At 69.4% G+C, this 21,219-nt stretch carries 19 protein-coding genes; 8 read left to right on the top strand and 11 right to left on the bottom strand.

Going from position 1 to position 21,219, the window contains the following annotated elements:
• Nucleotides 1-78 precede the first annotated feature (78 nt).
• The 4 genes from ACFOLG_RS11385 (at nucleotide 79) to ACFOLG_RS11400 (ending at nucleotide 4,834) form a co-directional block, all read left to right on the top strand.
• On the top strand, nucleotides 79-996 hold the full coding sequence (locus tag ACFOLG_RS11385) for a LysR family transcriptional regulator (RefSeq protein WP_386091819.1): 918 nt from the start codon (nucleotides 79-81) through the stop codon (nucleotides 994-996).
• Nucleotides 997-1,115: 119 nt separating this feature from the next.
• Nucleotides 1,116-2,459, top strand: a complete 1,344-nt coding sequence (locus ACFOLG_RS11390; protein ID WP_386091821.1) for an HD-GYP domain-containing protein — start codon at nucleotides 1,116-1,118, stop codon at nucleotides 2,457-2,459.
• A 142-nt stretch (nucleotides 2,460-2,601) separates the two neighbouring features.
• The gene (locus tag ACFOLG_RS11395) at nucleotides 2,602-3,408 is read left to right on the top strand and encodes an AraC family transcriptional regulator (protein WP_386091822.1); all 807 of its coding nucleotides are present in this window, start codon (nucleotides 2,602-2,604) and stop codon (nucleotides 3,406-3,408) included.
• A 31-nt stretch (nucleotides 3,409-3,439) separates the two neighbouring features.
• On the top strand, nucleotides 3,440-4,834 hold the full coding sequence (locus ACFOLG_RS11400; protein WP_386091824.1) for an NAD(P)/FAD-dependent oxidoreductase: 1,395 nt from the start codon (nucleotides 3,440-3,442) through the stop codon (nucleotides 4,832-4,834).
• Between the two features lie 7 nt (nucleotides 4,835-4,841).
• Here the strand turns inward: ACFOLG_RS11400 and ACFOLG_RS11405 are convergent, their stop codons facing one another.
• The 5 genes from ACFOLG_RS11405 to ACFOLG_RS11425 are packed head-to-tail and all read right to left on the bottom strand — an operon-like array spanning nucleotide 4,842 to nucleotide 10,815.
• Nucleotides 4,842-5,072 carry a formate dehydrogenase subunit delta gene (locus ACFOLG_RS11405; protein WP_386091825.1) on the bottom strand — a complete coding sequence of 77 codons (231 nt, stop codon included), beginning with the start codon at nucleotides 5,070-5,072 and terminating at the stop codon, nucleotides 4,842-4,844.
• Nucleotides 5,073-5,086: 14 nt separating this feature from the next.
• On the bottom strand, nucleotides 5,087-5,932 hold the full coding sequence (gene fdhD, locus ACFOLG_RS11410; protein ID WP_386091827.1) for a formate dehydrogenase accessory sulfurtransferase FdhD: 846 nt from the start codon (nucleotides 5,930-5,932) through the stop codon (nucleotides 5,087-5,089).
• Complete coding sequence (gene fdhF / locus ACFOLG_RS11415) at nucleotides 5,929-8,787, bottom strand: formate dehydrogenase subunit alpha (protein ID WP_386091829.1); 2,859 nt, start codon at nucleotides 8,785-8,787, stop codon at nucleotides 5,929-5,931. The genes fdhD and fdhF overlap by 4 nt, the downstream gene beginning before the upstream one ends.
• Nucleotides 8,788-8,797: 10 nt before the next feature.
• Nucleotides 8,798-10,345 (bottom strand): formate dehydrogenase beta subunit, encoded by a 1,548-nt coding sequence (locus ACFOLG_RS11420; RefSeq protein ID WP_386091831.1) that lies wholly within the window; start codon nucleotides 10,343-10,345, stop codon nucleotides 8,798-8,800.
• On the bottom strand, nucleotides 10,345-10,815 hold the full coding sequence (locus ACFOLG_RS11425) for a formate dehydrogenase subunit gamma (protein WP_386091833.1): 471 nt from the start codon (nucleotides 10,813-10,815) through the stop codon (nucleotides 10,345-10,347). The genes ACFOLG_RS11420 and ACFOLG_RS11425 overlap by 1 nt, the downstream gene beginning before the upstream one ends.
• Nucleotides 10,816-11,033: 218 nt before the next feature.
• Here ACFOLG_RS11425 and ACFOLG_RS11430 point away from each other — a divergent pair, with 218 nt between their 5' ends.
• Nucleotides 11,034-12,137 carry a substrate-binding domain-containing protein gene (locus ACFOLG_RS11430; RefSeq protein ID WP_386091835.1) on the top strand — a complete coding sequence of 368 codons (1,104 nt, stop codon included), beginning with the start codon at nucleotides 11,034-11,036 and terminating at the stop codon, nucleotides 12,135-12,137.
• Between the two features lie 129 nt (nucleotides 12,138-12,266).
• A complete protein-coding gene (locus ACFOLG_RS11435; protein ID WP_386091837.1) occupies nucleotides 12,267-13,487 on the top strand; it encodes a M24 family metallopeptidase in 1,221 nt (406 codons plus the stop codon).
• A 40-nt stretch (nucleotides 13,488-13,527) separates the two neighbouring features.
• Here ACFOLG_RS11435 and ACFOLG_RS11440 read toward each other — a convergent pair whose 3' ends face one another.
• Nucleotides 13,528-14,262 carry a substrate-binding periplasmic protein gene (locus tag ACFOLG_RS11440; RefSeq protein WP_386091839.1) on the bottom strand — a complete coding sequence of 245 codons (735 nt, stop codon included), beginning with the start codon at nucleotides 14,260-14,262 and terminating at the stop codon, nucleotides 13,528-13,530.
• 226 nt (nucleotides 14,263-14,488) lie between these two features.
• Between ACFOLG_RS11440 and ACFOLG_RS11445 the strand changes: the two genes are divergently transcribed.
• Entirely contained in the window at nucleotides 14,489-15,046 is a 558-nt protein-coding gene (locus ACFOLG_RS11445; protein ID WP_386091841.1) for a DedA family protein, read from the top strand.
• A gap of 83 nt (nucleotides 15,047-15,129) precedes the next feature.
• Here the strand turns inward: ACFOLG_RS11445 and ACFOLG_RS11450 are convergent, their stop codons facing one another.
• Entirely contained in the window at nucleotides 15,130-16,041 is a 912-nt protein-coding gene (locus ACFOLG_RS11450; RefSeq protein WP_386091843.1) for a LysR family transcriptional regulator, read from the bottom strand.
• 124 nt (nucleotides 16,042-16,165) lie between these two features.
• On the opposite strand from ACFOLG_RS11450, the gene ACFOLG_RS11455 reads away from it, so the two are divergent.
• Nucleotides 16,166-17,614, top strand: a complete 1,449-nt coding sequence (locus tag ACFOLG_RS11455; protein WP_386091845.1) for an MFS transporter — start codon at nucleotides 16,166-16,168, stop codon at nucleotides 17,612-17,614.
• Between the two features lie 7 nt (nucleotides 17,615-17,621).
• On the opposite strand, the gene ACFOLG_RS11460 is transcribed toward ACFOLG_RS11455, so the two are convergent.
• From ACFOLG_RS11460 to ACFOLG_RS11475, 4 genes are read right to left on the bottom strand one after another with little or no spacing between them, the layout of a single operon-like run.
• Nucleotides 17,622-18,491, bottom strand: a complete 870-nt coding sequence (locus ACFOLG_RS11460) for a sugar phosphate isomerase/epimerase family protein (protein ID WP_386091847.1) — start codon at nucleotides 18,489-18,491, stop codon at nucleotides 17,622-17,624.
• The gene (locus tag ACFOLG_RS11465; protein WP_386091849.1) at nucleotides 18,484-19,734 is read right to left on the bottom strand and encodes an NAD(P)/FAD-dependent oxidoreductase; all 1,251 of its coding nucleotides are present in this window, start codon (nucleotides 19,732-19,734) and stop codon (nucleotides 18,484-18,486) included. The genes ACFOLG_RS11460 and ACFOLG_RS11465 overlap by 8 nt, the downstream gene beginning before the upstream one ends.
• Nucleotides 19,735-19,747: 13 nt before the next feature.
• Entirely contained in the window at nucleotides 19,748-20,068 is a 321-nt protein-coding gene (locus tag ACFOLG_RS11470; RefSeq protein WP_386091851.1) for a MocE family 2Fe-2S type ferredoxin, read from the bottom strand.
• A 22-nt stretch (nucleotides 20,069-20,090) separates the two neighbouring features.
• Nucleotides 20,091-21,176: a fatty acid desaturase gene (locus ACFOLG_RS11475; RefSeq protein WP_386091853.1), complete on the bottom strand. Its 1,086-nt coding sequence runs from the start codon at nucleotides 21,174-21,176 to the stop codon at nucleotides 20,091-20,093.
• Between the last annotated feature and the right edge of the window lie 43 nt (nucleotides 21,177-21,219).

The following is a 21,219-nucleotide window of genomic DNA, read 5'->3' on the forward strand; positions in this document are numbered from 1 at the left end:
TGATGGTGCTAGCTTGCACCAGGAGTAAATGTGAGTTAAATCACATCTTTCTCACGTTAAGTTGAGTGTTTGTTAAACATGAGCAAGAAGGCATCCCTGAGCCAGGTCAGCGATTTCGATATCCGCCTGCTGCGGCTGTTCAAGACCGTGGCCGAGTGCGGCGGCTTCTCGGCGGCGGAAAGCGTGCTGGGCATCAGCCGCTCGGCGATCAGCCTGCACATGGGCGATCTGGAAAAGCGCCTCGGCATCCGCCTGTGCCAGCGCGGCCGCGCCGGCTTTGCGCTCACCGACGAGGGGCGCGAGGTGCTGCACGCCAGCCAGACCATGCTGGCGGCCATCGAGGCATTCCGCAGCCAGGTGAACCAGCTGCACCAGCAGCTGCGCGGCGAGCTGAACATCGGCATCGTCAACAGCCTGGTCACCCAGTCGCGCATGCGCATCACCCAGGCGCTGAGTGCGCTGAGCGAGCAGGGGCCGGGGGTACGCATCAATATCGGCATGATGACGCCTAGCGATATCGAGCTGGGGGTGCTGGACGGCCAGCTGCACGTCGGCGTGGTGCCGCTGGTCAGCCCGCTGGCCGGGCTGGATTACATCCCGCTGTACGACGAGCACTCGCTGCTGTACTGCAGCCAGGGCCACCCGCTGTTCTGGCGCGCCGATGCCGATATCAGCGATGCCGACATCGCCGCCGCGCCGGCGGTGCTGCCGAGCTTCCGCCTGCCGGCGGAGGCGCAGCAGAGCCAGCAGCTGCTGGGTGGCAGCGCCACCGCCAGCGACCGCGAGGGCATCGCCTTTTTGATCCTCACCGGGCGCTACATCGGCTACCTGCCGGACCACTTCGCCGCCAGCTGGGTGGCGCAGGGCCGGCTGCGCGCCATCCGCCCGGCCGAGCTGCATTACCAGGTGCCGCTGACCGTGGCCACGCGCAAGGGGCGGCGGCCCAACCTGGTGCTGGAGAAATTTCTCGACGAACTGGCGGTGAGCAACGACTGAGCCGCCGCGCGGCGGATGGCAAATGGCTATCGCGGCCGCCGTTTTTATCGCATCCTGCGCAGCATTGCCGTGCGGCCAACGTTGGCCGCGGCGGCCGGCTCATTTCATTCGGGACGCGCATGGCTACCACCCTGAAACTGTCAGAACTCATCAGCGCGCTCAGCTACGCGCTGGATATCACCGAGGGCCAGCCGGAAGGCCACTGCATCCGCAGCTGCTGGATCGGCATGCACATCGGCCAGGCACTGGGGCTGACGGCGCAGCAGCTGTGGGATCTGTACTACACCATCCTGCTGAAAGACCTGGGCTGCAGCAGCAACGCGGCGCGCATCAGCGAGCTGTATCTCACCGATGACCGCCAGTTCAAACAGGATTTCAAGCTGGTCGGCGCCAGCCTGCCGCAGATGCTGGGCTTCGTGTTCAGCAACACCGGCACCCACGCCAGCAGCTGGCGCCAGCGCGCGCAGTCCATCCTCAACGTGCTGCGCCACGGCAAGGAAATGGCCGACGAGCTGATCAACACCCGCTGCCATCGCGGTGCCGACATCGCGCGCCAGCTGCGTTTCAACGACAACGTCGCCGCCGGCATCCAGGCGCTGGACGAGCACTGGGATGGCTCCGGCCGGCCGCTGGGGCTGCTGGGCGAGAACATTCCGCTGGCGGCGCGCATTGCGCTGCTGGCGCAGGTGCTGGACGTGTTCCATGTCACCCACGGCCGCCATGCCGCGCTGGCCGAGGTGCAGGGGCGCGCCGGCAGCTGGTTCGATCCGCAGCTGGTGGCGGTGGTCATCCAGCTGGGCGCCAGCGCGCCGTTCTGGCAGCAGCTGGAGGCCGACGACATCGACCGGGCGGTGCTGGCGCTGGAGCCGGCGCAGTATGCGCTGCCGCTGGACGAGGACTACATGGACGAGATCGCCGAAGGCTTTGGCCAGGTGGTGGATTCCAAGAGCCCGTTTACCGCCGGCCACAGCCAGCGCGTCGGCCATTACGCCGACTGCATCGCCGCCGAGCTGGGCATGGCGCCGGCACGCCGCCGCTGGCTGAAACGCGCCGCCTTGCTGCACGACGTGGGCAAGCTGGGGGTCAGCAACACCATCCTCGACAAGCCGGGCAAGCTGGACGCCGACGAATGGGCGGCGGTGCAGCGCCATGCCGGCTACACCGAAGCCATCCTCGAGCGCATCGAGCATTTTGCCGAACTGGCGCGGGTGGCCGGCGCGCACCACGAAAAGCTGGATGGCAGCGGCTACCCGCGCGGGCTGGGCGCCGCGGCCATCGCGCTGGAAACCCGCATCATCACCACCGCGGACATTTTTGACGCCATCAATGCCGAGCGCCCGTACCACCCGGCCACGCCGGTGGCCAAGACACTGGACATCATGCGCCAGCACCTGCACAGCGCCATCGACGCGGAGTGCTTTGCCGCGCTGGAACGGGTGCTGCGCGCCGAGGGCGCGCTGTAGCCGGCAGGCGCCCGCGTCCGCTGCCTGCGCGGGCGGCCGCGGCGACGTGCTGGCACGACATGGCGCTGCGCGCCCGCGACGGGCAGGTGCGCAGCGCAAACAAGACACAGCAGGCAAGACACAGCAGACAGGACCGCGCAGCATGGACAGCCCCGGCTTCAACGACGACACCTACCAGGTAGTGCTGCGCTATCACCAGGCATGGCAGCGGCGCGAGCTGGACGCCATCCTCGGCTGTTACCACCCGGACATCGAATACCACGACCACCTGCAGAACCGGGTGTTTCGCCGCGCCGAGCTGCGCGACTACGTGCAGGCGGCGCTGCCGGCCGGCAGCAACGAGCGGCTGGAGCATGTCGACCGCATCCGCGTGGATGGCGACACCGCCTTCATCCAGTACCAGCTGGCGCTGCACGGCGGCCGTGCGCTGTTTTGCAGCAGCGAGGCGATCCGGGTGCGGGACGGGCGGGTGTGGCGCATCCACGAATACGCCACCCTGCAGCAGCCGGTGCAGGCCGCCGGCAGCGGCGATGCGCGCAGCGCGCTGGCGCGGCTGGGGCTGTCGGCGCGGCAGCTGAGCAGGTTGGCCGCAGACCTCGACAGCTACTTTCGCCAGCAGCAGCCGTTTCTGGACCCGGACTGCAATCTGCAGGCGGTGGCCGCCGCCACCGGCTACAGCCGTAACCAGCTGTCCTACCTGCTGAACCAGGTGCTGTGCCGGCGCTTTTACCAGTACGTGAACGCGGCGCGCGTGCACTACCTGCTGGCGCAGCTGGCGACGCAGCCGCCGCCGGCGCGCATCGACGCGCTGGCGTTTGCCGCCGGCTTCAATTCGCTGTCGGCGTTCTACCGCGCGTTCCGCGAGCAGACCGGCATGACGCCGGCGGCCTACCTGCGGCAGATTCGCTGCGTGCCCGCAGCAACGACAAGCGTGCCGCCCGCCGGCTAGGGTTGCGCCGTCAACCAGGGGGGAGCGCGCCATGTCGCCGCCAAGCAGCAACAGTTTGTGGATGGAGCAACTGCAGCACATCGCCCCGGCGCCGCCGCTGGCGGGCGATACCGCGGCCGACGTGGTCATCGTCGGCGCCGGCTTTACCGGCTTGTGGACCGCCTACTACCTGAAGCAGCGGGCGCCGCAGCTGGATATCGTGGTGCTGGAGGCGCACAGCGCCGGTCACGGCGCCTCCGGCCGCAACGGCGGCTGGGTGATCGGCGAGCTGGCCGGCGAAGAGCGGCTGCTGGCCGGGCTGGCGCCGGCGGCGCGCGACGCCAGCCTGGCGCTGCTGCGCGACATCCCGGCCGAGGTTGGCCGCGTGCTGGCGAAAGAAGGGCTGGACTGCGACTTCCGCCACGGCGGCGTGCTGTACTGCGCCGCGCGCTACCCGGAGCAGGCGGGCTGGCTGCGGCAGCAACTGGCGCACTGGCATGCGCATGGCCACGGCGAGCAGGATTTCGCCTGGCTGGAGCCGGCGGCGCTGCAGCAGCAGCTGCGGCTGGCGCAGCCGTACGGCGCGGTGTTCTCGCCGCATGTCGCCACCATCCAGCCGGCCAGGCTGGTGCGCGCGCTGGCGCGCCGCGTGCAGGAGCTGGGGGTGCGCTTGTACGAGCACAGCGCGGTGCGCGCCATCCGCCGGCATGAGGCGGAAACGGCGCACGGCCGGGTGCGGGCGAACTGGGTGCTGCCGGCGCTGGAAGCCTACAGCGCCGGCGTGGCCGGCGTGCGCGGCCAGCAGATTGCGGTGCAGAGCATGCTGATCGCCACCGAGCCGCTGCCACAGCAACTATGGGATCAGATCGGCCTGGCGCACGGCCAGGCATTCAGCGAATGGAGCCGGCTGGTCAGTTACGGCCAACGTACCCGCGACAATCGGCTGGTGTTTGGCGCGCGCGGCGGCTACCGTTTTCGGGGTCGGCTGCGCACGCCGTTCGTGCTGACGGCGGCGGAGATCGCCATGCGCCGGCAGCTGATGCTGGAGCTGTTCCCGATGCTGGCACCGGCGCGCATCACCCACGCCTGGGGCGGCAATCTCGGCGTGGCGCGCGGCTTTGCGCCGCAGATCGTGGTCGATGCGGCCAACGGCGTGATCTGTGCCGGCGGCTACGGTGGCGAAGGGGTCGGCGCCAGCAATCTGGCCGCGCGCTGCATGGCGGCGCTGATCTGCGGCAGCTCAGACGACGTGTTGCAGATTCCCTGGCTCACCACGCCGGCACAGCTGCGGCAGTGGGAGCCGGAACCGCTGCGCTGGCTGGGCTACAACGCCATCCTGCGCAGTTTCGATTGGGAAGACCGGGTGCTGCGCAACGCGCACAGCCCCGGCTGGCAGCGCCGGCTGGCGCAGCAGCTGGCGCGGCGCATGGCCGGGCTGATGCAGTAGCGCGGGGCTAGCGCGCGGCCGGCTGCCAGCTGTCGTCGGCCTGCAGCGCCTCGCGCACGATGGGGCTAAGGTTGGCCGCATCCTGCTGCAGCGTCTGCAGCAGCGCGCGGCGCATGCGCGGCTCCCAGAAGCGCTTGATGTGCAGGGTAATGCCGGCCAGCGCCTCCTGGTGATCCGGCATCGCCTCGAAGAAGCTGCCGATCTGGTTGGCCATGTGGGTCAGGTGTTGGGTGTCCATGGGTCGTCTCGAAGTCAGTCGCAGGGCGTGTCGGGGGCGGCGGCGCAGATGCGCTCGGCGTGGCTGTAGGCCACCCAGCGCTCGGGGCGGGCAAAGCCGATCAGGCACAGCCCGGCCGCCTGCGCCAGCTCGGTGGCCAGCCGGGTAGGGGCGGAGATCGCCACCAGGCAGCCAAAGCCGGCGGTGACGGTTTTCTGCACCATCTCCATGCTGGCGCGGCTGGTCACCACCACGAAGCCGTCGCGCTGCGCCGGTTTGCTTTTCAGTACCGCGCCGATCAGCTTGTCCAGCGCATTGTGGCGGCCAACGTCTTCGCGCACCACGCGGATGCTGCCGTCGTCGCCGCACCAGGCGGCGGCGTGGGTGGCACCGGTCAATTGTTGCAGCGTCTGGTGCTGGCGCAGCGCGGCCAGCGCGTGGCGGATGGCGGCTTCGTGCACCACGCCGGGCTGGGCCAGCGGCGGCAGCGGCCGTACGGCGTGCGCCAGGCTCTCGGTGCCGCACAGGCCGCAGCCGGTGCGGCCGGTGAGGTTGCGGCGCATTTCCTTCAGGCGGGCAAAGCGCGCCGTGGCGATCTCCAGCTTGACTGTGATGCCGTCGCAGCCGCTTTCCTGCTGGATGTCGAACACCTCCTGCACGCTGTCGACGATGCCTTCGCTGAGCGCAAAGCCGAGCGCGAAGTCCTCCAGATCCAGCGGCGTCGCCAGCATCACCGCGTGCGAGATGCCGTTGAATTCCAGCGCCACCGGCAGCTCCTCCGCCAGCGTGTCCTGCTGGGCGCTCACCGTGCCAGCCTGCCAGGTTTGCACCTGGCAGCGGCTGGCGCCGGCGGGGGCGGGCGGTTGTTCCGGCGCCATCATGCCTTGCCTTCTGTGCCGCCGGCCTGCTCCAGCAGCTCCAGCTGGGTGCGGTTGAAGCGCTGGTAGCCCTGCTGCCATTCCGACGGCTGCGTTACCGGCAGCACCTGCACCGCGGTGACCTTGTATTCCGGGCAGTTGGTGGCCCAGTCCGAGTTGTCGGTGGTGATCACGTTGGCGCCGGATTCCGGGAAGTGGAAGGTGGTGTACACCACGCCCGGCTGCATGCGTTCGCTGACCTTGGCATGCAGCACCGTTTCGCCGGCGCGGCTGCTGACCCCGACCCAGTCGCCATCCTTGATGCCGCGCTCCTCGGCATCGTGCGGGTGGATTTCCAGCACGTCCTCCGGGTGCCAGGCCACGTTGTCGGTGCGGCGGGTCTGCGCGCCGACGTTGTACTGCGACAGGATGCGGCCGGTGGTGAGGATCAGCGGGAAGCGGCGGTTGACCTTCTCGTCGGTGGCCACGTACTGGGTGACGAAGAACTTGCCCTTGCCGCGCACGAAGCCGTCGATGTGCATGGTCGGCGTGCCGTCCGGCGCGTCGTCGTTGCACGGCCACTGCACGCTGCCGAGCTTGTCGATCTTCTCGTAGCTGACGCCGGCAAAGCTGGGCGTCAGCGCGGCGATCTCGGCCATGATCTGCGACGGGTGGCTGTAGTCCATCTTCAGCCCCAGCGCGTTGGCCAAGAGCTGGGTCACTTCCCAGTCGGCGTACTTGGCCAGCGGCTTCATTACCTGGCGCACGCGCGAGATGCGGCGCTCGGCGTTGGTGAAGGTGCCATCTTTTTCCAGGAACGAGGAGCCGGGCAGGAACACGTGCGCGTACTTGGCGGTTTCGTTGAGGAAGATGTCCTGCACCACGATGCATTCCATCGCCGACAGCGCGGCGGTGACGTGCTGGGTGTTGGGGTCGGACTGCACGATGTCCTCGCCTTCGCAGTACAGGCCCATGAAGCTGCCGGCCAGCGCGGCGTCGAACATGTTCGGAATGCGCAGGCCCGGTTCCGGGTCCAGCTCCACGCCCCACGCCTGCTCGAACAGCTGGCGGGTGGTGGTGTCGGAGATATGGCGGTAGCCCGGCAGCTCGTGCGGGAACGAGCCCATGTCGCAGCTGCCCTGCACATTGTTCTGGCCGCGCAGCGGGTTGACGCCGACGCCTTCGCGGCCAACGTTGCCGGTGGCCATCGCCAGGTTGGCGATGCCGATCACCATGGTGGAGCCCTGGCTGTGCTCGGTAACGCCCAGGCCGTAGTAGATGGCGGCGTTGCCGCCGGTGGCGTACAGCCGCGCCGCGCCGCGCACCAGCTCGGCCGGCACGCCGGTGATGTCGGCGGTGGCCTCCGGCGAGTTTTCCGGCTTGCTGACGAAGTCTTGCCAGTCGCGGAAGGATTTCTCCTCGCAGCGCTCGGCGATGAAGGCATCGGCCAGCAGCCCTTCGGTAACGATCACGTGCGCCAGCGCGGTAACCATCGCCACGTTGGTGCCCGGCTTCAGCGGCAGGTGGTAGTCGGCCTTCACGTGCGGGCTGTCCACCAGGTCGATCTTGCGCGGGTCGATCACGATCAGCTTGGCGCCTTCGCGCAGCCGTTTCTTCATGCGCGAACCGAACACCGGGTGGCCGTCGGTGGGGTTGGCGCCGATCACCATGATCACGTCGGACTGCTCCACCGACTTGAAGGTTTGGGTACCGGCCGAGGTGCCCAGGGTCTGGCCGAGACCATAACCGGTGGGCGAGTGGCAGACGCGGGCGCAGGTGTCGACGTTGTTATTGCCGAAGCCGGCGCGGATCAGCTTCTGCACCAGGTAGGTTTCCTCGTTGGTGCAGCGGCTGGAGGTGATGCCGCCGATGGAATCCTTGCCGTACTTGGCCTGCAGGCGCTTGAACTCGCTGGCGGCGTAGCCGATGGCTTCTTCCCAGCTGACTTCGCGCCACGGGTCGGTGATCTTGCTGCGGATCATCGGCTTGGTGATGCGGTCCGGGTGGGTGGCGTAGCCCCAGGCGAAGCGGCCCTTGACGCAGGCGTGGCCCTCGTTGGCCTTGCCGTCTTTCCACGGCGTCATGCGCACCACCTGGTTGCCCTTCATCTCGGCCTTGAAGCCGCAGCCGACGCCGCAGTAGGCGCAGGTGGTGATCTTGCTGTGTTCCGGCTGGCCGAACTGGATCACCGATTTTTCCTGCAGCGTGGCGGTGGGGCAGGCGTCGACGCAGGCGCCGCACGATACGCACTCGGATTCCATGAAGGCTTCGCTCTGGCCCGGCGACACGCGCGATTCGAAGCCGCGGCCGGAGATGGTCAGCGCGAAAGTGCCCTGGGTTTCCTCGCAGGCGCGCACGCAGCGGTTGCAGACGATGCACTTGGCCGGGTCGTAGCTGAAGTATGGGTTGGACTCGTCCTTCTTGCTGTCCAGGTGGTTGGCGCCGGCCAGGCCGTAGCGCACTTCGCGCAGGCCGGTAACGCCGGCCATGTCCTGCAGTTCGCAGTCACCGTTGGCCGCACAGGTCAGGCAGTCCAGCGGGTGGTCGGAGATGTACAGCTCCATCACCCCCTTGCGCAGGCTTTGCAGCTTGTCGCTCTGGGTGCGCACCACCATGCCGGCTTCGGCCGGGGTGGTACAGGAGGCGGGAAAGCCGCGGCGGCCGTCGATTTCCACCAGGCACAGCCGGCAGGAGCCGAACGGCTCCAGGCTGTCGGTGGCGCACAGCTTGGGCACCATGGTGCCGGCCTCGGCGGCGGCGCGCATCAGCGAGGTGCCTTCCGGCACGGTGACCTGCTGGCCGTCGATTTCCAGGGTGACCATGCGCTCGGAGACGCGGGCCGGGGTGCCAAAGTCGGTGTCGTGAATCTGGGTGTTCATCGTCTGTTCCTTACTCTGCCGCGTCATGGGCGCCGAAGTCTTCGGGGAAGTGATTCAGCGCCGACAGCACCGGGTAGGGCGTCATGCCGCCCATCGCGCACAGCGAGCCGTGCAGCATGGTGTCGCACAGGTCGCGCAGCAGTTCGATCTGCTGCGGGCGGTTTTCGTGCCGCTGGATGCGCTGGATCACCTCCACCCCGCGGGTGGAGCCGATGCGGCACGGCGTGCATTTGCCGCAGGATTCGATGGCGCAGAATTCCATCGCGTAGCGCGCCTGCTCGGCCATGTCCACGCTGTCGTCGAACGCCACCACGCCGCCGTGGCCCACCACCGCGCCCAGCGCGGCGAAGGCTTCGTAATCCAGCGGCGTGTCGAACTGTGCTTCCGGCAGGTAGGCGCCCAGCGGGCCGCCGACCTGCACCGCGCGCAGCGGCCGGCCAGTGGCGCTGCCGCCGCCGAAGTCGTGCAGCAGCTCGCGCAGCGTCAGACCGAAGGCTTTTTCCACCAGCCCGCCGTATTGCAGGTTGCCGGCCAGCTGGAACGGCAGCGTGCCGCGCGAGCGGCCCATGCCGTAGCCGGCGTAGAAGGCGGCGCCGCGCGCCAGGATCACCGGCACGGTGGCCAGGGTGATCACGTTGTTGATTACGGTAGGTTGGCCGAACAGCCCGGCCAGCGCCGGCAGCGGCGGCTTGGCGCGCACCACGCCGCGCTTGCCCTCGATGCTTTCCAGCATCGCGGTCTCTTCGCCGCAGACATAGGCGCCGGCGGCCTTGCGTACCTGCAGCCGGAAGGTTTTGCCGCTGCCGAGGATGTCGTCGCCGAGGAAGCCGGCGGCGGTAGCCAGCGCAATCGCCTCGTTCATCACTGCCACTGCGTGCGGGTATTCGGAGCGGATGTAGATGTAGCCTTCGCTGGCGCCCACCGCTAGGCCGGCAATGGTCATGCCCTCGATCAGCATGTACGGGTCGTCTTCCAGCACCATGCGGTCGGAGAAGGTGCCGGAGTCGCCTTCGTCGGCATTGCACACCACGTATTTCTGCGCCGCCTGTGCCTGCGCCACGGTGCGCCACTTGATGCCGGCCGGGAACGCCGCGCCGCCACGGCCACGCAGGCCGGAATCCAGCACCGTCTGCACGATGTCGGCGCCGCTCAGCGCCAGCGCCTTGCGCAGGCCGGCAAAGCCTTCGTGCGCCTGGTAGTCGGCCAGCGACAGCGGGTCGGTAATGCCGACGCGGGCGAAGGTCAGCCGTTCCTGGTTTTTCAGATACGGGATGTCGTCGGTCAGGCCGTGGCACAGCGGATGCTCGCTGCCGGCCAGCAGCGCGTCGAACAGCGCCGGCACGTCGTCGGCCTGCACCGGGCCGTAGGCGACGCGGCCTTGCGCGGTCTGCACTTCCAGCAGCGGCTCCAGCCAGAACAGGCCGCGCGAGCCGTTGCGTACCAGTTCGATGTCCACGCCGCGGCGGGCCGCCTCTGCGGCCAACGTGGCGGCGGTGTCGTCGGCGCCCAGCGCCAGCGCCGCGGAATCGCGCGGCACATAGAATTTGAGTGTGTTCATCAGGCCTCCTTCACGCCGGCCAGCAGGCGATCCAGCCGCGCCGCGTCCACGCGCGATACCAGCTTGTCGTCCAGCATGATGTTGGGTCCGGTGGCGCACAGCCCCAGGCAGTACACCGGCTCCAGGCCGATGTCGCCGCTGCGGCCGTGCAGGCTACAGCCCAGCGCCTGTTCGGCGTGCGCGGTCAGCGCGCGGCTGCCGCGCGCCTGACAGGCTTCGGCTTGGCAGATCTGCAGCGTGTGCGCCGCCGGCGGGCTGGTGCGGAAGTGGTGGTAGAAGGTGATGACGCCGTGCACTTCGGCACGGCTCTGGTTCAGCGCCTGGGCGATGTCGGCCACCGCCCAGTCGGGAATGTAGCCCAGCGTGTCCTGCACCGCGTGCAGGATGGGCAACAAGGCGCCGGCTTGCTGCTGCTGCGCCTGGAGAACGGCCTGGACTTGCCGGCGCGCCAGGTCTTGTTGCGTGGTCATGGTGGCTCCTCTATCGAGCGTCTGCCGTGCGGGCATGTCATGGTGGGTTGCGGCGATTGTCGCGCCGAAAGCGCGGGCCGATCTGTCTTTATCCGACGCCGAATGGTCGAGATCGCGCGACAGTCATATGCAGTGCTAAGCATAATAGCCGGCACGCTTTGCTGCAGGATGCTAGCTTGTGCGGCAGTTTTCAATATGATGCGAATGACCGGAGTTATATGCAGCCAAAACATAATGTGGCCGCGCCGCTGCGGGTGCACAGCCAGCTGGTGTGGGGAGTCGCCGCCGAGGGCGGCGAACAGATTCCTTTCCGGCTGATCGAGCTGCTGACCGCGGTGCACGCGCACGGCAGCCTGCTGACGGCGGCCAAGGCCTGCGACACTTCCTACCGCCATGCCTGGGGGCTGCTGCAGCAGGCGCAACAGCAGCTGGGGGCGCCGTTGCTGAACATGGCGCGCGGCCGCGGCGCGCGGCTGACCCCGCTGGGCGAGCGGCTGGTGTGGGCCAACCACCGCATCAAGGCGCGCATCGGCCCCTTGCTGGAAACGCTGGCCTCGGAGATCGAATCCGAGCTGCGGCTGGCGCTGCAGGCGGTGGGCGCGCCGCTGCGGCTGCACGCCAGCCACGGCTTCGCGGTGGAAAAACTGATGCGCACGCTGAGCGAGGCCGGCATGGCGATCGACCTCAAGTACCGCAGCAGCCAGGACGCGGTGGCGGCGCTGCAGGCCGGCGAGTGCGATCTGGCCGGCTTCCACGTGCCGCTGGGCGAGTTCGAGCCGGCCATCGTCGCCAGCTACGCCGCGCATTTCGATCGCCAGGCGCACTGCGTGATCCATATCGTGACCCGGCGCCAGGGGCTGATGCTGGCGCGCGGCAACCCGCGCAAGGTGTACGACATCGCCGACCTGGCGCGGCCGGCGGTGCGCTTCGTCAACCGCCAGCCCGGCTCCGGCACGCGGCTGCTGCTGGACATGCTGCTGCACAAGGCCGGCGTGGCGCCGCAGCAGGTGCACGGCTACGAGCAGGCGGAGCTGACCCACGCCGCGGTGGCGGCCTTCATCGCCAGCGGCATGGCCGACGTCGGGCTGGGCATCGAGACCGCGGCGCGGCGCTTCGACCTGGATTTCCTGCCGCTGCAGAACGAGCGCTATTTCTTCCTGCTGCACCGCGACATGCTGCAGCATCCCACGCTGCAGCACATGCTGGCCGCCTTGCAGAGCGCGGCGTTCCGCGACGCGGTCGGCCAGCTGGCCGGCTATGACCCGGCCCGCTCCGGCAGCGTGCTGGGGCTGGACGAGGCATTCGCCAGCCTGTCGGCCTGAGCCTATTATCCGGGGATGCGGCCCGCGCCCCGCTGCGGCGGGGCGGGGCCATTCTGGCTGGCGGGCAGGGCGGCGACCGCCAAAGGTTGGCCGCAGCGCGCCAGCGCGCAGTATTCGCGTGGAGTGACGATGACAATTGGAGTCGGTGGACAAACACAGGCGCAGGCGCTGGCAAGCCTGCACGACATGACCGCGGGGGCAGAGCCGATCGCGCTGGACGAATACCGCCAGCGCATCGCCCGCGCGCAGCAGCGCATGCAGGCGCTGGGCATTGCCGCCATGTACCTGCATGCCGGCAGCAGCCTCACTTACTTTACCGGCCTGCAGTGGCGGCCGAGCGAGCGGCTGGTGGGCGCCATCCTGCCCAGCCGCGGCGAGGTGCAGTTCATCGCGCCGTGGTTCGAGCTGGGCACCATCCGTGAGTTCATGCAGCTGGACGGCCCGCTGCACAGCTGGCACGAGCACGAAAGCCCGTACCAGCTGCTGGCCGCGGTACTGCGCAGCGTGCTGCCGTCAGCGGGCGGCGGCGTGCTGGCGCTGGACGAAAGCACGCCGTTCTTTACCGTGGACGGCATCGCCAAAAGCTGTGCGGCGACCGAGCTGGTCAATGCCAGCATCGTTACCAGCTGGTGCCGCATGCACAAGTCGGCGGCGGAGCTGGCGCTGATGCAGCGCGCCAAGGACATGACGCTGGCGGTGCAGCAGGCCACCGCCAGCATGCTGTACGCCGGCATCGGCACCGGCGAGGTGCAGGCCTTCATCCAGCAGGCGCACCGCCAGGTGGGCGCCAGCGGCTCCACCTTCTGCATCGTGCTGTTCGGCGAGGCCACCGCCTACCCGCACGGCGTGCGCCATGCGCAGACGCTCAAGGACGGCGACATGGTGCTGATCGACACCGGCTGCGCGCTGCACGGCTACCTGTCCGACATCACCCGCAGCTATGTGTTCGGCACCCCCAGTGCGCGGCAGCGGCAGGTGTGGAACGCGGAAAAGACGGCGCAGGCGGCGGCGTTCGCCGCGGCGCAGCTGGGCACCCCGTGCGGCGAGGTGGACCGCGCCGCGCGGCGGCAGCTGGAGGCCGACGGCTTCGGCCCCGGCTACGCCATGCCCGGCCTGCCGCATCGCACCGGCCACGGTATCGGGCTGGACATCCACGAATGGCCGTACCTGGTGAGCAGCGACCAGACGCCGCTGGCGGCCGGCATGTGCTTCAGCAACGAGCCGATGATCTGCGTGCCGGGCGAATTCGGCGTGCGGCTGGAGGATCACTTCTACATGAGCGACGCCGGGCCGCGCTGGTTTACCCAGCCCAGCCACAGCATCGACGACCCGTTCGGCCTGGGCGGCTAGGCGAGCCGGCTGCGGCCAACGTTGGGGGCGGGCGCGGGGTTTATTGCGGCAGATGGTACTGCTGCAGCAGCCTGGCAAACTCGCCGCTCTTGTGCAGCGCCTGCAGGCCGCGGTTGAACTCGGCGGTCAGCCTGGCGTTGTCGGGGCGGGCGCGGGCGAAGCCGACATACAGCGGCATCACCGCCACCGGCGGATTCTGCCAGTGGATCTTGGCGACCTGGGCGCTGGGCAGTGCCGGCAGCAGCGAGCTGGCCAGCACCTTGTCGATCAGCACCAGGTCCAGCCGGCCGGCGGCCAGCTTTTTCAGATTGGTCAGGTCGTCGTTGGCCGGCTCGACGCGCAGCCGGGCGGCGTCGAAGGCATCCGGGTTCTTGTAGTCGCGCACCACGCCGATCACATAGGGCTTGAGCGCCGCCAGGGTATTGACCGCCAGCGGCTTGTCGTAGCGCGCGTAAAAGCCGATCACGGTGTTGACCAGCGGCGCGCTGTAGCGCAGGTAGTCGGCGCGCTCGGCCTGGTACCACACCGCCATCACGCCATCGAACTGGCCGCCGTGCACTTCGGCCATCAGCCGCGCCCACGGGCGGTAGTGCAGTTGCAGGTGGTAGCCGCGCTTGGCCAGCGCCGCGCGGGTGATGGCGGCCACCACGCCATCGTTCGGCAATGCCGGCGAGAAGTAGGGCGGGTAATCGGTGGTGGCCAGATTGATGGTCTGGCCAGCCACGGCCGCTTTGCCGCACAGCAGCAGGCAAAGGGCGCGGATCAGTCGTGACATAAAGCGTTTGCTCGTAGTGGCCGGCGCGCCGCCGCCGCGCGGGTAGCGCATGGGCTGGCCGGTTTTGCGCCGGGCGCCGGGTTGGCGCCGGGCGCGCTGCACGGCCGGGCATGGCCGTGGCCGCGGTGGCTGCCAGGGTTGGCCGCAGCGGCTGCCGGGTTTTTGCAGCAAGCTTGTACACTCGAAGCGGAATCCGCTGCAAGTGCCTTTACCATCGGGAACGACCATGACATTAGCGCAACTGCTTGCCGACTATGGCTACCTGGCCGTGTTCGTCGGCGCGGTGCTGGAAGGGGAAAGCCTGCTGCTGCTGGCCGGTTTTGCCGCGCAGCAGGGGTATTTGTCGCTGCCGCTGGTGGTGCTGCTGGCGCTGGGCGGCGGCACGCTGGGCGACCAGCTGTTCTTCTGGCTCGGCCGCCGCTACAACGCGGCGCTGCTGCGGCGCCTGCCCGCCGGCGTGCAGCGCGCCGAGCAGGTCAACCGGCTGCTGCTGCGCTACGACGCCTGGGTGATCGTCGGCGTGCGCTTCATGTACGGGCTGCGGGTGATCGGGCCGATCGTGATCGGCATGAGCCGGGTGTCGGCCTGGCGCTTTGCCGGCTTCAACCTGCTGGGCGCGGCGATCTGGGCGCCGCTGATCGCCGGCTGCGGCTTCCTGTTCGGCCACTCGCTGCAGTGGCTGTTCGCCGATCTCCAGCGCTACCAGGAGGCGGCGCTGCTGGCGCTGATCGCGCTGCTGCTCGCCGGCAAGCTGTTGCTGCACTGGCGCCGGCGCCGGCGCTAGTCCAAGCTTGGCCGCCGCGGCGTGCGGCCAACCTTTCCGCCGTGGTTACGCCGGTACCGGCGCGCATGCCGCGGCGAACGCCGTCACGCTGGCGGCGGCTGGCGCAGCGCGGCGCAGACCTCGCGCACGCAGCCGCGCAGCCAGCGGTGCACCGGGTCGGCGTGCAGCCGCGGGTGCCACAGCAGCGACACCGTGATCTGCGGCGCGGCAAACGGCAGTTCAAAGCTGTGCATGCCGGCGCGCAGATTGCCGGTGTGCTGCGCGGGCACGCTGGCGATCAGGTCGCTGCCGCGCGCCAGCGTCAGCGCGGTGGCAAAGCCGCCGACGATGGTGGCGATGTTGCGCGCCAGCCCGAACGGCTGCAGCGCGGCGTCCAGCGCACCGCCGACAACGCCGCGGCGCGCGATGGCGATGTGCCGGCCGGCGGCATAGTGCGCCAGCGTGATGTCGCCGTGGCTCAGCGGGTGGTCGTGGCGCACCACGCCGATGAAGTGGTCGTGGAACAGCGTCTGCGCATGCAGTTCCGGGCTGGTGGCCGCACCCACCACGCTGGTGTCCAGGTCGACGCTGCCGTCGCGCAGTGGCGTGCTGTCCTTGTCCTGCTTGGGCAGGAAGTGCAGCCGCACGCCGGGCGCCTGCTGGCCGATGCGCGCCAGCAGCGCGGCGCCGAAGTTTTCCACGAAGCCATCGCTGCTGCGCAGGGTGAAGGTGCGCTGCAGCTGGGCCAGCTCGGGCAGCTGGGCCGGGCGCAGCACCACAGCGGCCTCCTGCACCAGCTCGGCTACCCGCTCGCGCAGTTCCAGCGCCCGCGGCGTCGGCACCAGCCCGCGCCCGGCGCGCACCAGCAGCGGGTCGCCGGTGACCTCGCGCAGGCGCGCCAGCGCCCGGCTCATCGCCGACGGGCTGAGTTGCAGCCGCTGCGCGGCGCGCGCCACGCTGCCTTCGGCCAGCAGCACGTCCAGGGTTTGCAGCAGGTTGAGATCGGGGAGTGTCATGCCGTCACCTTGGCATGGTGGATAGCTGGCGTCAAACGCAACGATAAAGTGCAAATCGTGCGTCTTCCGCCAGCTGTGGCCGCCGCCTATGCTGGCAGCACCGAATCTGTGGAGCCGCAAGCCAATGTCCAATCCCGTATCCGGCCGCGCTGCGGCCAACGTTGCCGCCGCCGCCTTGCCACGGCTGGCGCTACTCAGCCTGTCACTGCCGCTGCTGCTGTCTTCGCTGGCCACCAGCAGCGCCAATATCGCGCTGCCGACGCTGGCGCAGGTCTGGCAGGCGTCGTTCCAGCAAGTGCAGTGGGTGGTGCTCGGCTACCTGCTGGCGGTCACCAGCCTGATTGTCGGCGTCGGGCGGCTGGGGGACCTGTTCGGCAAGCGCCGGCTGCTGCTGGGCGGCCTCGCGCTGTTCAGCCTGGCGTCGCTGCTGTGCGCGCTGGCGCCATCGCTGCCGCTGCTGATCGCCGCCCGCGCGCTGCAGGGGCTGGGGGCGGCGGTGATGATGGCGCTGACGCTGGCCTTTGTCGGCGAACTGGTGCCGGCGGACAAAACCGGCAGCGTGATGGGGCTGCTGGGCACCACCTCGGCGCTGGGCACCGCGCTGGGGCCGTCGCTGGGCGGGCTGCTGATCGCCGCGCTGGGCTGGCGCGCCATCTTCCTGCTCAACGTGCCGCTGGGGCTGCTGGCGCTGTGGCTGGTGTGGCGCCAGCTGCCCGGGCCCGACCGCCAGCCGGCGGCGCCGCGCCCCAGTTTCGATGTGGCCGGCACCCTGTTGCTGGCCGGCAGCCTGGCCGCCTATGCGCTGGCGATGACGCTGGGGCGCGGCCAGTTCGGTGTGCGCAACCTGGCCTTGCTGGCGGCGGCGCTGCTGGGGGCGGGGCTGTTCGTGCTGGTGGAGGCGCGGGTGGCATCGCCGCTGCTGCAGCTGCGGCTGTTCCGCCAGCCGCTGTTGCGCGCCAGCCTGGCCAGCAGCCTGCTGGTGGCGGCGGTGGTGATGGTGACGCTGCTGGTGGGGCCGTTCTACCTGGCGCACACACTGGGGCTGGGCAGCGGGGCGGTCGGCCTGGTGGTGGCGGTGGGGCCGCTGGTGGCGGCGCTGAGCGGGGTGCCGGCCGGGCGCCTGGTCGACCGCCTCGGCGCGCAGCGCATGCAGCTTGCCGGCCTGGCCGGCGTGGCGCTGGGCTGCGGCCTGCTGGCGCTGCTGCCGAGCCGCTTCGGGGTGGCGGCGTACGTGGCGCCGATGACACTGCTCACCGCCGGCTACGCACTGTTCCAGGCCGCCAACACCACGCAGAGCATGGCCGCCATCGACACGGCGCAACGCGGGCTGATGGCCGGCATGCTCAACCTGGCGCGCAATCTGGGGCTGATCAGCGGCAGCGCGCTGCTGGGTGCGGTGTTCGCCGCCGCCGCCGGCGGCGCGGCCGCAGCTGCCAGCCCGGCGCAGGTGGCGCACGGCATGCATGTCACCTTTGCCGTGGCGCTGCCGCTGGTCGTGCTGGCGCTGCTACTGAGCGCCAGCGCCGGCTACCGGGCGTTGCGGCCAACCTTGGCCTCCAGCCGGCAGCCGTAGCGCGCGGCTACGCGTGCCGGGCGCGGCCGGGGGCGGGCGCCGCCGCCGCGCTCGCCTGCTGCCAGGCCTGCTCGGCGATGCGCTTGAGCTGCAGCGATTCCTGCCAGCGGTCGACCACGTCCAGGCCGTCGGCACCGGTAATGGCATACGGTGCCGGCCCCAGCTCGCAGGTGAACGACAGCGTGTCCTCGCTGCCGGCGCGGCTTAGCCAGTGCTGCATGCCGTAGCGCCACCAGTCCTGGAACACATCCAGCCACGGCTGATGCTGCGGGTAGCCCAGCGGCACCTGCACCTGGTGGCCGTTGGACACCCGGCCGTGAAAGCCCCAGCTGTGCTGCAGGATGTGGCGGATCTGCTGCTGGTCTTCCGCCGCCGGCGGCAGCGGCAGTTCGCGCGCCACCACGTAGTGCGACAGATCGGCCAGCAGCTTGAGGTGGGGCAGCTGTTCCAGCACGTCCAGCATGAACAGCAGGTCGTTGCTCAGCCGGTAGCGGTGGGTTTCCAGCAGCACCGGGAAGTCCACCTGCTCCGCCAGCCGCTGCCAGCCTTCCAGCACCCGCACCGCCTCGCGCACGCTGCGCGGGCGCAGGTCGGCCTGGATGGTGATGTGGTGGCAGCCGAACTCGCTGCCCAGCTCCAGCGCCGGCTGCAGGCCGTCGATATCGGTGGGGAACACCTGGCCCTCGGCCTGCAGGCCCAGCTCGCGGGCGGTGGCGGCCAGTCGCTGCACGTGGGCGCGCTGGTAGTAGTGGTCGGTAAAACCGTCGAAGCCGGCGGCGGCCAGCTGCTGCAGGTTTTCCTCCACGCTGCGGCTGTGGCCGTTATGGATGTTTTCCATCGCCCACAGCGATTGGAATACCAGCAAACGTTTAGTCACGGCTTGCCCCTTTCAGCAGGGTCTTCAGGTTGATATCGGGTGCGGCCAGCGCCACCGGGTCCAGCGCCTTGCCGCTGGCGATCAGCATTTCCGCCAGCTTGATGTCGCGGGCGACGCTGTTGCCGGCGCCCCAGCCACAGGCGCCCTGCAGGCGGCCCGCCGCATCCAGGCAGAACAGCAGCACGCCGCTATCGGCCAGCTGGCGCGTCACACAGTTGGCCGCCGCCGGCAGACTGCCCACCAGTTGTAGGCTGTGGTCGTACTGGTCGGACCAGAACCAGCCCAGCGCGGCATACGGCTCGTCGGCGCCCAGCAAGTTGCACGCCACGTGGCGGGCCTGCAGCTCGGCATTGCGCCAGGTTTCCAGCCGCTGCGGCTGGCCATCCTGCGGCGCCGGAAACTCGCAGGCATCGCCCACCGCGTAGATGTGCGCATCGCTGCTCTGCAGCCGGCTGTCGACGCGGATGCCGTTGCCCACCGCCAGCCCGGCGGCGGCGGCCAGCTCGGTGTTGGGCTGGATGCCGATGCCCACCACCACTGTGTCGCACGGCAGGCGTTCGCCGTCTGCCAGCTCCACCGCGGTTACGCTGCCGTGGCCGACGAAGCCGCGCAGGCTGCAGCCCAGCCGCACCTCCACACCATGCGCCTGATGCAGCTGCAGCAGGCGTGCGGAGATGGCCGGCGGCAGCGCGCGTGCGGCCAACCTGTCGCCGGCTTCCAGCACGGTAACCTGGCAGCCCAGCTGGCGCGCGCTGGCCGCCACCTCCAGGCCGATAAAGCCGCCGCCGACTACCAGCAGCCGCTGGCCGGCTTGCAGCCGCGGCCGCAGCGCGGCGGCGTCGTCCAGCGTGCGCAGCAGCTGGATGCCGGCCAGGTCGGCACCAGGCAGTGTGGCCTGGCGCGCGCGGCCGCCGGTGGCCAGCAGCAGCTTGTGATAAGGCAGCGTGCGGCGGTCGTGCAGGGTGATCTGGCGGCTGGCCGGGGCGATGGCGCTGACGCGGGTGGCGCTCAGCCGCTCGATGTCCAGCTCGCGGTACTGCTGGCTGCTGCCGATATGGCAGGCTTCCGCCGGCTGGCTGCCCAGCAGCAGCTGCTTGGACAGCGCCGGGCGCTCGTAGGGCAGGTGCGGCTCGTCGCCGATCAGCAGCAGTGGCCCGGCGTAGCCCTGTTCGCGCAGTGCCAGTGCGGCGCGGCCGCCGGCATGGCCGGCGCCGACGATGATGATGGGGGCGGGGTGGCTCATGGCGCGGCTCCGTTCAGGCGTCGGCCAGCGCGATCCACACCCGGCCGCCTTCCAGCTTTACCGGGTAGGTCGGCAGGTTCACGCACACCGGCGCGCCCAGCGCCTTGCCGCTGCGGTAGTCGAAGCGGCCGTTGTGCTTGGGGCACTCGATGATGTGGTCCATCACCAGGCCGTCGGCCAGGTGCACCTTCTCGTGGCTGCAGTGGCCGGCGGTGGCGTAGAACTGGCCGTCCGGCGCGTGGTAGATGGCGTAGCTGTGGCCGGCGTGGTCGAAGCGCAGCACGTCTTCCGGTTCGATGTCGTCGATATCACAGGCGTTGATCCAGTGGCTCATGGCGGTCTCCTGGTATGTGTTGTCAGGCCGCGCTGGCGGCGGTAACGGGCTTGGCCGCAAGCGTGCTCTGGGCGGGCGCCGGCGGCAGTTGGCGCGGAATGGTGTAGCCGGGCTCGCGGCGCTGGCGCCACAGCGCCGGGATGATCTCGCGGTAGGCGTGCAGCAGGCCGGGGTGGGCCGGCGGGCACTGCTCGCGGATCAGCGCGTGCAATTTGGGCAGGTTGTAGAACGGCACCATCGGGAACATGTGGTGCTCCACGTGGTAGTTCATCTTCATGTACAGGAAGGCGAACAGCGGGTTGAAGATTACGGTGCGGGTGTTCAGGCGGTGGTCCAGCACGTCCTCGGCCAGGCCGGCATGCTGGGTGATGTTGAACACCTGGGTCAGCGGCGAGCCGTAGAAGCGCGGCAGCACCATGAACATCGCCGGCAGGATGCTGCCGCTGTAGACGCAGGCGGCGATGGTGGCGGCGAAGATCAGGGTGTGCACCTGGCTGCTGCGGATCATGCGGCCAACCTCGGACGCCGGCACGAAGGAGCGGGTGGCGCTGCTGACGCTGCCGAAGGCGTGGCGCACGGTGCGCAGCAATTCGATGCTGCCGGACTTGAGGAAGAAGAAGTCGGCAAACAGCCCGATGAGGCGGATGGGGCGCGGGAAGGCGATCTCGCGGTCGTTGCCGACGATGATGGTGTCGGTGTGGTGGCGGGCGTGGCTCCAGCGCCAGAACACGGTTTCATGCAGCGCCAGGAAGGAGGTGAGCTGGAAGAAGAAAGTGTTCAGCCAGCCAGTGCGGAACGGCGTGCCGTGCGACAGCTCGTGCGAGCCGTGCTCGCCGGCGGCGTACAGCAGGCCGTACAGCAGGAAGGCCGGCACTGCCCACGGTGTGCCCCAGCTCAGATAGGCCAGCACGCCGCTGCCGAGCAGCAGCGCCAGCCAAGTGCCCAGGTATTGCAGCGCCTGCCAGTCGCTGCGCTGCATCAGCTGCTTCATCTGCTTGCGGTCTACCGTGCAGGCAAACCACTGTGCCGATACCAGGCCGCGCGCGGCGGCCTGCTGGCCGCAGGGGCCGTCCAGACTGTAGTCGCGGATGTGGGTGTTTTTTATCATTTTCTATCATTCTCCTCTGGGTGTTTTCTTGATCGCCGACGCG

This window comes from Vogesella facilis, from assembly GCF_042648525.1.
Lineage (GTDB): Bacteria > Pseudomonadota > Gammaproteobacteria > Burkholderiales > Chromobacteriaceae > Vogesella > Vogesella facilis.